The organism is Achromobacter sp. ACM01, assembly GCF_014851745.1.
In the GTDB taxonomy this organism is placed as follows: domain Bacteria; phylum Pseudomonadota; class Gammaproteobacteria; order Burkholderiales; family Burkholderiaceae_B; genus Achromobacter; species Achromobacter aegrifaciens.
In genome coordinates, this window is record NZ_JACVAF010000002.1 from 37479 (window position 1) to 49727 (window position 12249).

At 67.4% G+C, this 12249-nt stretch carries 15 protein-coding genes; all 15 read right to left on the reverse strand.

The window, feature by feature from the left end:
- Positions 1–1317, reverse strand: coding sequence for a c-type cytochrome biogenesis protein CcmI (gene ccmI / locus IB268_RS08615; protein ID WP_192354102.1), 1317 nt, complete (start codon positions 1315–1317; stop codon positions 1–3).
- Positions 1314–1808 carry a cytochrome c-type biogenesis protein gene (locus IB268_RS08620; RefSeq protein WP_225591342.1) on the reverse strand — a complete coding sequence of 165 codons (495 nt, stop codon included), beginning with the start codon at positions 1806–1808 and terminating at the stop codon, positions 1314–1316. The genes ccmI and IB268_RS08620 overlap by 4 nt, the downstream gene beginning before the upstream one ends.
- On the reverse strand, positions 1805–2326 hold the full coding sequence (locus tag IB268_RS08625) for a DsbE family thiol:disulfide interchange protein (RefSeq protein ID WP_054459197.1): 522 nt from the start codon (positions 2324–2326) through the stop codon (positions 1805–1807). Before IB268_RS08625 ends, IB268_RS08620 begins: the two co-directional genes overlap by 4 nt.
- Positions 2326–4332, reverse strand: coding sequence for a heme lyase CcmF/NrfE family subunit (locus IB268_RS08630; protein ID WP_175163828.1), 2007 nt, complete (start codon positions 4330–4332; stop codon positions 2326–2328). Before IB268_RS08630 ends, IB268_RS08625 begins: the two co-directional genes overlap by 1 nt.
- Positions 4329–4784, reverse strand: coding sequence for a cytochrome c maturation protein CcmE (gene ccmE, locus IB268_RS08635; RefSeq protein WP_125473117.1), 456 nt, complete (start codon positions 4782–4784; stop codon positions 4329–4331). The genes IB268_RS08630 and ccmE overlap by 4 nt, the downstream gene beginning before the upstream one ends.
- A complete protein-coding gene (gene ccmD, locus IB268_RS08640; protein ID WP_054459202.1) occupies positions 4781–4948 on the reverse strand; it encodes a heme exporter protein CcmD in 168 nt (55 codons plus the stop codon). Before ccmD ends, ccmE begins: the two co-directional genes overlap by 4 nt.
- Positions 4945–5733 carry a heme ABC transporter permease CcmC gene (ccmC, locus tag IB268_RS08645; RefSeq protein ID WP_118933960.1) on the reverse strand — a complete coding sequence of 263 codons (789 nt, stop codon included), beginning with the start codon at positions 5731–5733 and terminating at the stop codon, positions 4945–4947. The genes ccmD and ccmC overlap by 4 nt, the downstream gene beginning before the upstream one ends.
- 7 nt (positions 5734–5740) lie before the next feature.
- Positions 5741–6406: a heme exporter protein CcmB gene (gene ccmB / locus IB268_RS08650; protein WP_175163846.1), complete on the reverse strand. Its 666-nt coding sequence runs from the start codon at positions 6404–6406 to the stop codon at positions 5741–5743.
- Positions 6372–7046, reverse strand: a complete 675-nt coding sequence (ccmA, locus tag IB268_RS08655; RefSeq protein WP_054459206.1) for a heme ABC exporter ATP-binding protein CcmA — start codon at positions 7044–7046, stop codon at positions 6372–6374. The genes ccmB and ccmA overlap by 35 nt, the downstream gene beginning before the upstream one ends.
- Positions 7033–7671, reverse strand: coding sequence for a cytochrome c3 family protein (locus IB268_RS08660; RefSeq protein WP_054459208.1), 639 nt, complete (start codon positions 7669–7671; stop codon positions 7033–7035). The genes ccmA and IB268_RS08660 overlap by 14 nt, the downstream gene beginning before the upstream one ends.
- Positions 7672–7687: 16 nt before the next feature.
- Positions 7688–8164: a nitrate reductase cytochrome c-type subunit gene (locus IB268_RS08665; RefSeq protein ID WP_054459211.1), complete on the reverse strand. Its 477-nt coding sequence runs from the start codon at positions 8162–8164 to the stop codon at positions 7688–7690.
- Between the two features lie 20 nt (positions 8165–8184).
- Complete coding sequence (napA, locus tag IB268_RS08670) at positions 8185–10680, reverse strand: periplasmic nitrate reductase subunit alpha (RefSeq protein WP_054459212.1); 2496 nt, start codon at positions 10678–10680, stop codon at positions 8185–8187.
- Complete coding sequence (locus tag IB268_RS08675) at positions 10664–10981, reverse strand: chaperone NapD (RefSeq protein WP_054459214.1); 318 nt, start codon at positions 10979–10981, stop codon at positions 10664–10666. Before IB268_RS08675 ends, napA begins: the two co-directional genes overlap by 17 nt.
- A gap of 23 nt (positions 10982–11004) precedes the next feature.
- Entirely contained in the window at positions 11005–11163 is a 159-nt protein-coding gene (napE, locus tag IB268_RS08680) for a periplasmic nitrate reductase, NapE protein (RefSeq protein ID WP_013393095.1), read from the reverse strand.
- An 80-nt stretch (positions 11164–11243) separates the two neighbouring features.
- The gene (locus IB268_RS08685) at positions 11244–12200 is read right to left on the reverse strand and encodes a LysR family transcriptional regulator (RefSeq protein WP_370540010.1); all 957 of its coding nucleotides are present in this window, start codon (positions 12198–12200) and stop codon (positions 11244–11246) included.
- Between the last annotated feature and the right edge of the window lie 49 nt (positions 12201–12249).

Genomic DNA, 12249 nt, shown 5'->3' on the forward strand with positions numbered 1-12249 from the left:
TCAGGGCACGACGGTATCGGCTACCAGCGTCAGTCCATCCGTATGGATGCCGACGCCGGATAGCGCACCGCCCAGGTCGCCCGGCCGCGCGGCGGCCGTGCCGGACTTGCTGACGCGGATCTCCACCCGCACCTTGCTGGCGCGCGACAAGGTCGCGTCCGGCGACATGGCGCTGCTGTCGTCCAGCACGAAATCCCGCGGCAGGTCCGAGACCTGCATGCGCAGGATTGCCAGCGGCATGCGCGACCCTTCCTCGGGACGCGCAAGGATGAACACGGTGTCGGAGGGCTGGACCCGCCCGCGCAGCGCGTCGGCGATGCTGGCGCGTCCGCTGATGCGGGCGGCGGTCGCGGAGGGCGCGGGCGCTGCGCCGGCGGACGCAGGAGCCGATGCCGAGACAGGGGCGGATCCGGGGGGCGAAGCCGCGGATGCCGCGGTCGATGCGCCGGCAGTTGTACTGGCAGGCGCGGCCGCCATGGCGCGCGCCTGCGCGATGTTGGACTGGATCTGCCGCGCGGCTTCAGAGTCCGGCGGCAACTGGGCCTGCAACCGTTCCCAATGCGCCAGCGCCTCGGCGGCGTCGCCGCGGCGCAACGCCATCATGCCGGCCAGGGCCAGGGCCTTGGGCTGATCCGGTTGTGCGGCGAGGGCTTGCGCCACTGCCCCGATGGAGGCTTCGTCGGGGTTGCCCTGGTTGGCCGACAGCAGCGCGTCGGCCAGGTCGGCCAGTACCGCGGGCTGGCCGGGGACCAGGCGCAGCACCTGCTGGTAGGCCGCCACTGCATCGACATAGCGTCCCAGGGTTTCATACGAACGCGCCAGCATGTACCAGCCGTCGGCGTCATCGGGCGCGGTCCGCAGCCGCTGGGCCAGGGCATTGATGGCCAGCGTCATGTCGGTGCCGGTATCGGCCGCGTGGGGTTCGGCGGGCTGGCCCGCGCTGGCGCTGGCCGCCGCTCGCGGGTTGCCCAATTGGCCGTACAGCAGCACGGCCGCCACCGGGATCAGCACGGTCAGCAGGCAGGCGGCGGTGATGCCCGCGCGCTGCCCGGCCCAGGGCGCGCTGCGCCCGCGCCGCAAGTCCAGATCCTGCAGCAGGTCGCGCTGCAGCTCTTCTTCCGCACGCATGCCCGCAGCGGCAGTGAGGCTGCCGTTGTCCATGTCGCGGCGCAACTGCTCGCGCTGCGCCAGATAGAACGCGCGCACATTGGCCTCGGATTCGGGTTGCGCGGCGGGCGCGCGCCGCAGCAAGGGCGGGACCAGGCAGAGCAGGGTCGCCAGCAGCAGGAGCACCACGATGATCCAGAGTGTGGTCATGAGCCGGTATCCAGGAAGCGCGCCGCGCGCGCGCGTTCGTCGGCGGTCAGGGGGGCGCGCGCGCCGGCGCGGCGCTTCAAGGTGCGTACCAGCACCACGAAGCCCAGCGCCAGCAGGGCGAAGGGTCCCAGCCACAGCAGCCAGGTGATGGGTTTGAAGGGCGGGTCGTAGCGCACGAAGTCGCCATAGCGGTCTTCGAAGAACTGCATGATCTGCGCGTCGCTGCGGCCATCCGCCAATTGATCGCGGATCAGCTTGCGCATGTCCTGGGCCAATGGCGCGTTCGACTCGGCCAGGGTCTGGTTCTGGCACACCAGGCAGCGCAGTCCATGGGCCAGCTTGTCGGCGCGTTGTTCCAGGACAGGCGGCAAGGGCTGCGCGGCGCCAGCGTGGACTTGCGCGCGCGCGGCGGCGGTCAAGGCCAGCGCCAGCAGCAGGGTGCGCAGGACGGCCCGCAACAGGCTGCAAGACAGGGCAGCGGGCCGCTTCATCGCAGCGCCTCGATGGCGGGCTGGATGCGGTCGCGCCAGATCTCGGGCGTGATCAGGCCCAGCTGCTTGTAGCGGATGCGGCCGTCGCGGTCGATCACGAAGGTCTCGGGCACGCCGTACACGCCATATTCGATGCCGACGCGGCCGTCGATGTCGCTGGCGGATGCGATGTAGGGATTGCCGTTGCGCGCCAGCCAGGCTTCGGCTTCTTCCGGCTTGTCCTTGTAGTTCAAGCCGTACAGCGGAATGCCGTGGCGCCGGGCGGCTTCGCGCAGCACCGGCAGTTCGTCCTTGCATGGCCCGCACCAGGAGGCCCACACATTCAGCAGCCAGACCTGGCCGCGCAGCGATTGCACCTCCAGCTTTTTGCCGGGATCCAGCAGGACGGGCAGGCCGATGGCGGGGGCGGGCTTGTCGATCATGGCCGAGGGAACCGCCCGCGGATCGCGCGACAGGCCCATCGCCAGGAACACGGCCATGGCCAGGAAGGCGGCCAGCGGCACCAGGTAACGCAGCATCAGGCTCCCTCCCGCGTGGGTCGCGCGGCGGCGGGCATGGCCGGCTGCGGCGCACGCGCCGGCTCCTGCGCGCGGCGGTAGCGCTTGTCGCCGGCCGCCAGCAGACCACCCAGCGCCATCAGGATGCAGCCCGTCCAGATCCAGGTCATGAAGGGCTTGACCTGCAGGCGCACCGTCCAGGCCTTGTCGCCCACCGGTTCGCCCAGCGCCACGAACAGGTCGCGGGTGAAGCCGCTGTCGATGTCGGCCTGGCTCAGCGCCATGTCCTGCACCGTGTAGAGGCGCTTTTCCGGATACAGCGTCAGCACCGGCTTGCCGTCCCGGGTCACCGGGAATACGGCGCGCTGCGCGCTGTAGTTCGGCCCGGCAGCCGGGGCAATGCTGGCGAAGGTGAACGCGTAGCCGCCCGCTTCCTGGGTGGAGCCGAGCTCCATCCGCAGCTCCTGCTTGACTTCATAGCCGTTGGCCAGGGTGACTCCGGCAATGAAGATGCCTACACCCGCGTGCGCCAGCAGCATGCCGTACCAGGAACGCGGCTGGCGGCCCAGCCGGCGCAGCCATTGGCCGTCGCCGTCCGTCAGCCGCTGCCAGGCGTGCGCCGCGGCGCTGGCGACCGACCAGGCGGCCAGCCACAGCCCCAGCATCACCATGGGCGACCCCAGCCGCGCCGGGCCCGGCATGGCCAGCGGCAGCAGCACCGCGGTCGCGACGCTGACTGCGAAGGCCACGCGCAGGCGGCGGCCCAGGTCGGGCAGCTCTGCCTGCTTCCAGCGCGCCACCGGACCGACGCCCATCAGGAAAATGGCCGGCGTCATCAGCGGCACGAACACGGCTTCGAAATAGGGCGGACCGATGGAGATCTTGCCCCACTCCAGCACGTCCAGCACGACCGGATACAGCGTGCCCAGCAGCACCGAGCCCGCCGCCACCGTCAGCACCACATTGTTGGACAGCAGCAGGGATTCGCGCGACAGCAGCGAGAATCCGCCGCCCAGGCCTACCGTGGGGGCGCGCCAGGCATAGAGCGCCAGCGATCCACCCACGATCACCAGCATGAATCCCAGTATGTACAGGCCGCGTCCGGGATCCACGGCGAAGGCATGGACGGAGGTCAGCACGCCCGAGCGCACCAGGAACGTCCCCAGGATGCTGAGCGAAAACGTGCAGATCGCCAGCAGCACGGTCCAGCTGCGGAAAGCGCCGCGCCTCTCGGTCACGATGAGGGAATGGATCAGCGCGGTGCCCGCCAGCCAGGGCATGAAGGAGGCATTTTCCACGGGATCCCAGAACCACCATCCGCCCCAGCCCAACACGTAATAGGCCCAGGCGCTGCCCAGGAGTATGCCTATGGTCAGGAAGGTCCAGGCCGCCAGCGTCCAGGGGCGCACCCAGCGCGCCCACATGGCGTCCAGTTCGCCCGACAGCAGCGCCGCGATGGCGAAGGCGAAGGCCACGGAGAAGCCGACGTAACCCATGTACAGCATGGGCGGATGCACGATCATCCCCGGATCCTGCAACAGCGGATTCAGGTCGCGCCCGGCCATGGCGGGCGGCATCAGCCGCTCGAAGGGGTTGGACAGGAACAGCAGGAACAGCAGAAAGCCCACGCTGATCCAGCCCATCACCGCCAGCACACGGCCGACGAAGGGCAGGGGCAGGCGGCGGCTGCACAGCGCCACGGCCAGGGTCCAGGCGGTCAGGAGGTACAGCCACAACAGCAGCGATCCTTCATGTCCGCCCCACACCGCCGCGAAGCGGTAGGCGGCGGGCAGGTCCGCATGCGAATTCGCGGCCACGTACAGCACGGAAAAATCGTTGTCCACGAACGCCCAGGCCAGGCAGCCTATGGCCACGGTGGTCAGGCCGAACTGGCCGATGGCGGCGGGCCGCGCCACCCTCAGCCCCGCCTGCCAGCCGGTGGCTGCGCCCACCAGCGGCAGCACGCCTTGCGCCAGCGCCACCAGCAGCGCCAGGATCAGGCTGAACAGGCCGATCTCGGGAATCATTGCGCCTCCGCGCGCATGGCGTTGGGCTTGGCGCCCGCGCGCTTGAGCGCATCGGCGGCCTCGGGCGGCATGTAGTTCTCGTCGTGCTTGGCCAGCACCTCGGTGGCGCGGAACACGCCGTCCGGCCCCAGCTTGCCGGCCACCACCACGCCCTTACCCTCGCGGAACAGGTCGGGCAGCAGTCCCTGGTAGGTCACCGGCACGGTGTGCGCGGTGTCCGTCACCACGAAGCGCAGCGTCAGCCCGTCGGCCTCGCGGCGCAGCGACCCTTGCTCCACCAGGCCGCCGACGCGGAAGCTGCCGCTGGCGGGCGCTTCCTTGGCCACCACCTGCGTGGGGCTGAAGAAAAACACCAGGTTGGATTGCAGGGCATTGAGCACCAGCGCGGCGGCCGCGGCCAGAAGGCCCAGGCCGCCCAGGATGGCCAGCGCGCGGCGCTTGCGCGGGCTCATCGCGCCGTCCCGTCAGCGCGGGCGGTATTCTGCGCCGCGCGCCGGGCGCGGCTACGGCGCCATAACACCAACGCTTCCAGGCCGATCAGCGCCAGCGTCACGCCGTACGCGCCCAGCAGATAGGGGCTGTGGCCTTGCAGCGAGAATAGCGCTTGCCAGCTCATGCCGCCTCCCGCCGCGTCCGGTCCGCACGGACCGCACCCGGCTCGCGCTCGGCAATGATGCCGCGCACGCGCGCCAGCGCGGCCGCTGCGCTATAGAGCCAGAACGCCGCCACCATCAGCAGCATCGCGGTCACCATGATATGGGCCATGCTGGGCGCGGTGGTGAGATTGATCGATGCGCCCTGATGCAGCGTGCTCCACCAGCGCACCGAAAAATAGATGATGGGCACGTTGATCACGCCCGCCAGCACCAGGATGGCGCCGCCGCGGTCGGCGCGCTGCGCGTCGTCGGCAGCGGCTGCCTGCAAGGCCATGAAACCCAGGTACAGGAACAGCAGTATCAGTTCGGAGGTGAGCCGCGCGTCCCATACCCACCAGGCGCCCCAGGTCGGCTTGCCCCACAGCGCGCCGGTCCACAGGGTCAGGAAGGTGAACAGCGCGCCGGTGGGAGCCAGCGCCCGCATCATCATGAACGACAGGCGGGTATTGAAGATCAGTCCCAGCGCGGCGTACAGCGCCATGACCAGATACAGGAACATCGACATCCAGGCCGCCCCGACATGGATGAAGAGGATGCGGTAGACCTCGCCCTGCTGGCTGTCGGTGGGGGCGACGGCCAGCCCCACATACAGGCCTGCGGCCGCGAACAGCGCGGCGCCCAGCGCCAGCCACGGAATCATGCGGCCGGCCAGCGGATAGAAGGCAGCGGGCGAGGCGTAGCGCAGCCAGCCCGCGCCGGCTGCCGCGGCCGGCGGATACGCATTCAGGGCAGGATGCTTGTGCATGGCGTCCTCAGTCCAGCGCCACGCGCAGCGCCGCCGAGGCGCTCCAGGGGCATAACAGGATGGCCAGGCACAGGCATGCGCCCAGCAATGACAATTGCGGTCCGGCGCCCATGCCGGCGTGCGAGGCCGACACCGCGCCAGCGCCGAAGATCAGCACCGGCACATACAGCGGCAGCACCAGCAGCGGCAGCAGGGCGCCGCCGCGCAGGCCCAGCGTCAGCGCCGCGCCCAGCCCGCCGACCAGCGCCAGCGTCGGCGTGCCCAGCAGCAGCGACAGGACCAGGATGCCGATGGCCTGCGGCGACAGGCCGAATTGCAGGGCCAGCACCGGGCTGGCCAGGATCAGGGGCAGGCAGCTGCTGAACCAGTGCGCCGCCAGTTTGGCGCCCACCAGCAGCGGCAGCGGATGCGGCGACACCAGCAGCTGTTCCAGCGCGCCGTTGTCGTAGTCCTGGGCGAAAGGCCGGTTCAGCGTCAGCAGGACGCCGAGCAGGGCGCAGACCCACAGCACGCCCGGCCCGATGGCCAGCAGCAGCGCGGGGTCGGGACCGACCGCCAGGGGGAACAGCGTGCCGGCCACGATGAAAAACAGGGTGGCGCCCAGCGTGTCCGCGGGCCGTCTCCAGGCCAGGCGGATTTCACGCAATGCCAACTGCGACAGCGTAGCCAGCATCCGCGTAGTCATCCATGTCCAGGGTTTGAGTATGTGCGGCGGCGGTGCCAGGTTCGCGGTGCGAGGCGAGCACGGCGGCGCCGCCAGCCGCGAGGTGGGCTTCCAGCGCCAGGCGCAATTGCTCCAGGCTGGCAGTGTCCAGCCCGGCGTCGGGTTCATCCAGCAGCCACAGGGGCTTGGCGCCGAGCACGACCGCCGCCAGCGCCAGCCGCCGGCCCTGTCCCTGGGACAGGCGCAGGGCGGGCATGTCGGCGCAGGATTCCAGGCGCCATGCGCGCAAGGTGTCCGATAAACGAGTTTCTGCCTGCGGCGTGCCGGCGACGTGCAGGGCGTAACGCAGGTTCTCGGCGGCGCTCAGTTCGCCGCACAGGCCGTTGCCATGCCCCAGGTAGGCCATGCAGGCACGGTAGCCGGCGGGATCGTGGCGTGCGTCGCCGCCGCGCCACAGCACGCTGCCGGCCAGCGGCCGCAGCAAGCCCGCGAGCATGCGCAGAAGACTGGTCTTGCCGCTGCCGTTGGCGCCGCGCACATGCAGCAGTTGGCCGCCATGCAGCTCGAAGTCCACGGGCGCGGAATAGCCGCGGCGGCTGGTCAGGCCGCGCGCGCAAAGCATGGGCGGCGGCGCATCAGCGGGCCGCATGCGCCACTTCCTTGCCCGGGCCCGTGGGCTCGGGCGCCATGGAGGTCGGGCCCGGTCCCATGTTCGGCAGTTTGTGGGCGATGCCCTTGTGGCAATCGATGCAGGTCTTGCTCTTGTCCGCCAGATAGGTGGAGTGCATGTTCTGCGCGCGCGGACTCTGGCGCGTGAAGTCCATGTACTCGTAATTGTGGCAGTTGCGGCATTCCAGCGAATCGTTGGCCTTGAAGCGCGCCCATTCGTGCTGGGCCAGCTCCAGGCGCTTTTCAACGAACTTTTCGCGCGTGTCGATGGTGCCGAAGATCTTGCCCCAGACTTCCTTGGACGCCTGCATCTTGCGCGCGATCTTGTCGGTCCAGTTGTGCGGCACGTGGCAGTCCGAGCACAGCGCGCGTACGCCGGAGCGGTTGGTGAAGTGGATGGTGCCTTTCAGCTCGGCGTACACGTTGTCGCGCATTTCGTGGCAGCCGGTGCAGAACTTCTCGGTGTTGGTGAGTTCCATGGCGGTGTTGAAGGCGCCCCAGAACAGGATGCCGCCGATGAAACCGCCGACCGTCAGGAAGCCCAGGCTGAAATGCACGCTGGGCCGTCGGATGATGTTCCAGTAGCGCTTGATGAGTCCGAGCATGGCTGCCTCCGGTCGCTTACTTCTTGGCGGGCGCCGGGGCGGACAGGCGCTTGAGGATCACATCGATGTCCTGATAAGTATTGGACACGAGAGGCTTGGCCTCGGTCTGCGGCACGTGGCACTGCACACAGAAGTAGCGGCGCGGCGAGACTTCCGCCAGCACGTTGCTGTCGCGGTCCATGTAGTGGGTCACGCTCAGGGGCGGGGCCTGGGTTTCCTCGGTGTTCACGCGGGCGTGACAGGCCAGGCAGCGATTGAAGTCCTTGTCGACCTGGTAGCCGTCGATCTTGTGCGGAATGGTGGGCGGCTGCATGGAATACGTGCGCATGCGGCGGATGTCCTTGTTTTCGACCGGACTGATGAGCGGCGGGTCGGTTTCCTGCGCGACCGGGGTGGGGCCGCGCATGGGGTCTTCGACCTCCAGCGGCGGCGCCGCCCAGGCGGCCGAACCAAGGATGACGCATGTCGCGAGAGTAAGGGCGCGTAGGTTCATGGCTGTCTCCGGTTCGCCTTTCAGACCTTGACGATCTTGACCGCGCACTTCTTGAAGTCGGTCTGGAACGAGATCGGATCGGTGGCGTCCAGTGTGACCTTGTTGATCAACTGGCCAGCGTCGAACCAGGGCACGAACACCAGGCCGCGCGGCGGCTTGTCGCGCCCGCGGGTTTCCAGGCGCGTGCGCATCTTGCCGCGCCGCGACACGACCTCCACCTCGACGCCGCGCCGCAGGCCCATTTCCTGGGCGTCATCGGGGTGCATGAAACAGACCGCGTTGGGGAAGGCCCGGTACAGCTCCGGCACCCGCCGCGTCATCGAGCCCGAATGCCAGTGTTCCAGGACGCGTCCGGTGGACAGCCAGAACGGGTATTCCTTGTCCGGCGATTCCGCGGGCGGTTCATAGGGAAGGGCGTAGATCACGGCGCGGCCGTCGGCGTTGCCGTAGAACTCGAAACCGGCTCCTGGTTTGACGTAGGGGTCGCTGCCTTCGCGGTAGCGCCACAGCGTTTCCTTGCCCTTGACCACGGGCCAGCGCAGGCCGCGCACTTCATGGTAGGTATCGAACGGCGCCAGGTCGTGGCCATGGCCGCGGCCAAATTCGGCGTATTCCTCGAACAGCCCCTTCTGCGCATAGAAGCCGAAAGCCTCGGCTTCCTGGTTGGCGTAGTCCTTGTCGCGCTCGGTGTTGGGATAGCGGTTGACCTTGCCGTTGGCGAACAGCACGTCGAACAGCGTCTTGCCGCGGTATTCGGGCTTCTTGGCCAGCAGATCGGCAGGCCAGACGTCCTCGACCTTGAAGCGCTTGGAAAACTCCATCAGTTGCCACAGGTCCGAGCGCGCCTCGCCCGGCGCGTTGACCAGCTGGTGCCAGAACTGGGTGCGGCGTTCCGCGTTGCCGTAGGCGCCTTCCTTTTCGACCCACATGGCGGCCGGCAGGATCAGGTCGGCCGAAATAGTGGTAACGGTGGGGTAGGCGTCCGACACCACGATGAAGTTGTCGGGGTTGCGGTAGCCGGGCAGGCCTTCATTCATCAGGTTGGCCGCGGCCTGCATGTTGTTGTTGACCATCACCCAATAGGCGTTGATCTTGCCGTCCTTGAGCATGCGGTTCTGCAGGACCGCATGCGCACCCACCTTGCTGGGGATCGTGCCGTCGGGCAACTGCCAGATTTCCTCGGCGTGCGCGCGGTGCTTGGGATTGGTCACCACCAGGTCGGCCGGCAGGCGGTGCGAGAAGGTGCCCACCTCGCGGGCGGTGCCACAGGCCGAGGGCTGGCCGGTCAACGAGAACGGGCTGTTGCCCGGCGTGGAGATCTTGCCGGTCAGCAGATGGATGTTGTAGACCATGTTATTGGCCCATACGCCGCGGGTGTGCTGGTTGAAACCCATGGTCCAGAAGGATGTGACGCGCACCTTCGGGTCGGCATAGAGTTCGGCCAGCTCTTCCAGCTGCTTCTTGGGCAGGCCGCTCAGCTTGGCGGTGTAGTCCAGGTCGTACTTGGCAACGAACTTGGCGAAATCGTCGAACGTGATGGGCTTGGAGCCGCCGGCGTCGCCCGCGTTCTTGGCGGCCTTCTGCAGCGGATGATCGGGCCGCAGGCCGTAGCCGATGTCGGCATTGCCTTCGCGGAAAGTCGTGTGCTTGTCCACGAAATCCCGGTTCACGCGCTTGGTCTGGATGATGTGGTTGGCGATGTAGTTCAGGATCGCCAGGTCCGTCTGCGGCGTGAAGGTCAGCGCGATGTCGGCCAGCTCGTAGGAACGGTGCTCGAAGGTGGACAGTACGACGACTTTGGTCTTGGGCGCGGACAGTCGGCGATCGGTCACGCGGGTCCACAGGATCGGGTGCATCTCCGCCATGTTGGAGCCCCACAGTACGAAGGCATCGGCGTTCTCGATGTCGTCGTAACAGCCCATGGGCTCGTCAGCGCCGAAGGTGCGCATGAAGCCCACCGCGGCCGAGGCCATGCAGTGGCGCGCGTTCGGGTCCAGGTTGTTGCTGCGAAAGCCCGCCTTCATCAGCTTGAGCGCGGCATACCCTTCCCAGACGGTCCATTGGCCCGAGCCGAACATGCCCACGGCCTCGGGACCCTTGTCCTTCAGTACGCGCTTGAACTGCTCGGCCATGACGTCGAAGGCCTGGTCCCAGGACACTGGGGCAAATTCACCGTCCTTGGCGTACTTGCCGTCCTTCATGCGCAAGAGCGGCGTGGTCAGCCGGTCGTTGCCGTACATGATCTTGGACAGGAAATAACCTTTGACGCAGTTCAGGCCCTTGTTCACCTCGGCGTTGAAATCGCCGTGCGTGGCCACGACCTGGTTGTCCTTCACGGCGACGTTCACGCCGCAGCCGGTCCCGCAGAACCTACAGGGCGCCTTGGACCACTTGAGCTTGGCGGCCTCGGATTCGGTGACGATGTTCTGCGTGTAACCGACGATGGGTATGCCAGCCACAGTCGCGGCCGCGGCCGCGGCAGATTGCTTGATGAAGTCTCTACGAGCCATTGCCATCGTCAATCTCCTCGTTCATCGCGTCCAGCGAGTCGGCGTGCTGGTAGACCAGCGCCGAAGCCAGCACGCCATCCAGGCGCTGGATCTCTGAGATCCGGGCCATCATGTCGTCGGTGGAGGGGGCTTCCAGGGTGACCACCAGCTTTCCAGTGTCGGAAGCGCCATGGATTTCCGCTCCGGCAATTGCAAGAATCGCCTGGCGGACGTCGGGCAAGCGGCGCGGCGCGGCGTGCACCACCATGCTGGCGATGTGCAGCTCTGGCGGCGCCGCAGGCGGCGCGGAGTGGGGGAGCGCGGACATGGGAGGGGTTCCGTCGCGTCGCATCAGCTACCGGGAGGGCCGGCAATCAGCTGATAGAACCAGACGAGGAAACCGTAGCCTGCCACGATGATGACCGACAGGACGGGGGCCATGACAGCCGTCAGGAACAGGAAACTTCGTAGTTCCTGAGGCTTGGTGTAGCCATCGGACTCGTTTTGCACACAGCACCTCACTACGACAGTTGGGGCATTGCGTTTAACGTGCGGATACCGAAGCTTTTAGCAGATGGCTTTGAAGGGCGTCAATGTTGCACCACGGCGTAACAATGTGCTGGGACGGATGGGCGGTTCAAGCAGCTGGCGGGAGCAGCGCTGGAATGTCCCGCTTCAACAGGTCCAGGACCGCCCGCACGCGCTGCGGCATCGGACGCAGGGGCGGAATCAGCGCATTGAGCGGAAGCGGCGGAACGCGATAGCCGTCCAGCAGTTCGACGAGGCGTCCTTGCGCCAGTGCCTTGGCGCACGCGGGATGCTGCAGGATGCCGCGTGCCGCCGCCGCAGAGGATCAGATCGTACATGGGACGCCAGTGGCTGACCGTCATGGCGGTCCTGATGCGCGTCTGGACCACCGGCCCGTTTTCGCGCGAGAGCGGCACCTGGTCGTTCGCGAAAATGGCCTTCAAACGAATGAACGGATGGAAGGCCAAGTCCGCCGGCGTTTCTATGGGGCCGTGAGCCGCAAGGTAACAAGGCGCCGCGACCAGCTTGCGGGCCACCCAGCCAAGCGGGAAAGCTATATAGCCTCCGTTTTCATTGAGGCGGCCCAGCCGCAGCGAAATGTCGAGGCCCTCGGTGACCGGGTCGGCGATGGTGTCGTTCAGCATGAGATCCACGTGCAGATCGGGGTGTGCCGTGCGCACGTTCATCAGGGCCTTGGGAACCACGATCTCGCCCAGGCACTGCGGCGCGGCGAGTCTCAGGCTTCCTTGTATCTTGGCGTTACTTAACGATACGGAATTTATTGTCAATTCCGCCGCGTCCAGCAGCTGCTTGCCCTGTTCGTAGAACGTCCGGCCTTCAGCCGTGCAGCTCAGCTTGCGCGAACTGCGCACCAAGAGGCGGGCGCTTAGGAAACGCTCCAGCTTGTCGATGCGTTCGCTCACGGATGGTTGGCTCATGTCGAGATCGCGCGCCGCGCCCGAGATGGTTCCGCGTTCCACCACGCGGAGAAAAATGCGTATCGCTGCCAACAAATCCACGGAACGCTCCTCATGAAACCAATGCCCCGATTCTGAGACGGATGAGCGG

Excerpts from the sequence above, each read along its gene's own strand:
- ccmI (WP_192354102.1), bottom strand. The coding sequence starts at position 1,317 with ATGACCACACTCTGGATCATCGTGGTGCTCCTGCTGCTGGCGACCCTG.
- IB268_RS08620 (WP_225591342.1), bottom strand. The coding sequence starts at position 1,808 with ATGAAGCGGCCCGCTGCCCTGTCTTGCAGCCTGTTGCGGGCCGTCCTG.
- IB268_RS08625 (WP_054459197.1), bottom strand. The coding sequence starts at position 2,326 with ATGCTGCGTTACCTGGTGCCGCTGGCCGCCTTCCTGGCCATGGCCGTG.
- IB268_RS08630 (WP_175163828.1), bottom strand. The coding sequence starts at position 4,332 with ATGATTCCCGAGATCGGCCTGTTCAGCCTGATCCTGGCGCTGCTGGTG.
- ccmE (WP_125473117.1), bottom strand. The coding sequence starts at position 4,784 with ATGAGCCCGCGCAAGCGCCGCGCGCTGGCCATCCTGGGCGGCCTGGGC.
- ccmD (WP_054459202.1), bottom strand. The coding sequence starts at position 4,948 with ATGAGCTGGCAAGCGCTATTCTCGCTGCAAGGCCACAGCCCCTATCTG.
- ccmC (WP_118933960.1), bottom strand. The coding sequence starts at position 5,733 with ATGCACAAGCATCCTGCCCTGAATGCGTATCCGCCGGCCGCGGCAGCC.
- ccmB (WP_175163846.1), bottom strand. The coding sequence starts at position 6,406 with ATGCTGGCTACGCTGTCGCAGTTGGCATTGCGTGAAATCCGCCTGGCC.
- ccmA (WP_054459206.1), bottom strand. The coding sequence starts at position 7,046 with ATGCGGCCCGCTGATGCGCCGCCGCCCATGCTTTGCGCGCGCGGCCTG.
- IB268_RS08660 (WP_054459208.1), bottom strand. The coding sequence starts at position 7,671 with ATGCTCGGACTCATCAAGCGCTACTGGAACATCATCCGACGGCCCAGC.
- IB268_RS08665 (WP_054459211.1), bottom strand. The coding sequence starts at position 8,164 with ATGAACCTACGCGCCCTTACTCTCGCGACATGCGTCATCCTTGGTTCG.
- napA (WP_054459212.1), bottom strand. The coding sequence starts at position 10,680 with ATGGCAATGGCTCGTAGAGACTTCATCAAGCAATCTGCCGCGGCCGCG.
- IB268_RS08675 (WP_054459214.1), bottom strand. The coding sequence starts at position 10,981 with ATGTCCGCGCTCCCCCACTCCGCGCCGCCTGCGGCGCCGCCAGAGCTG.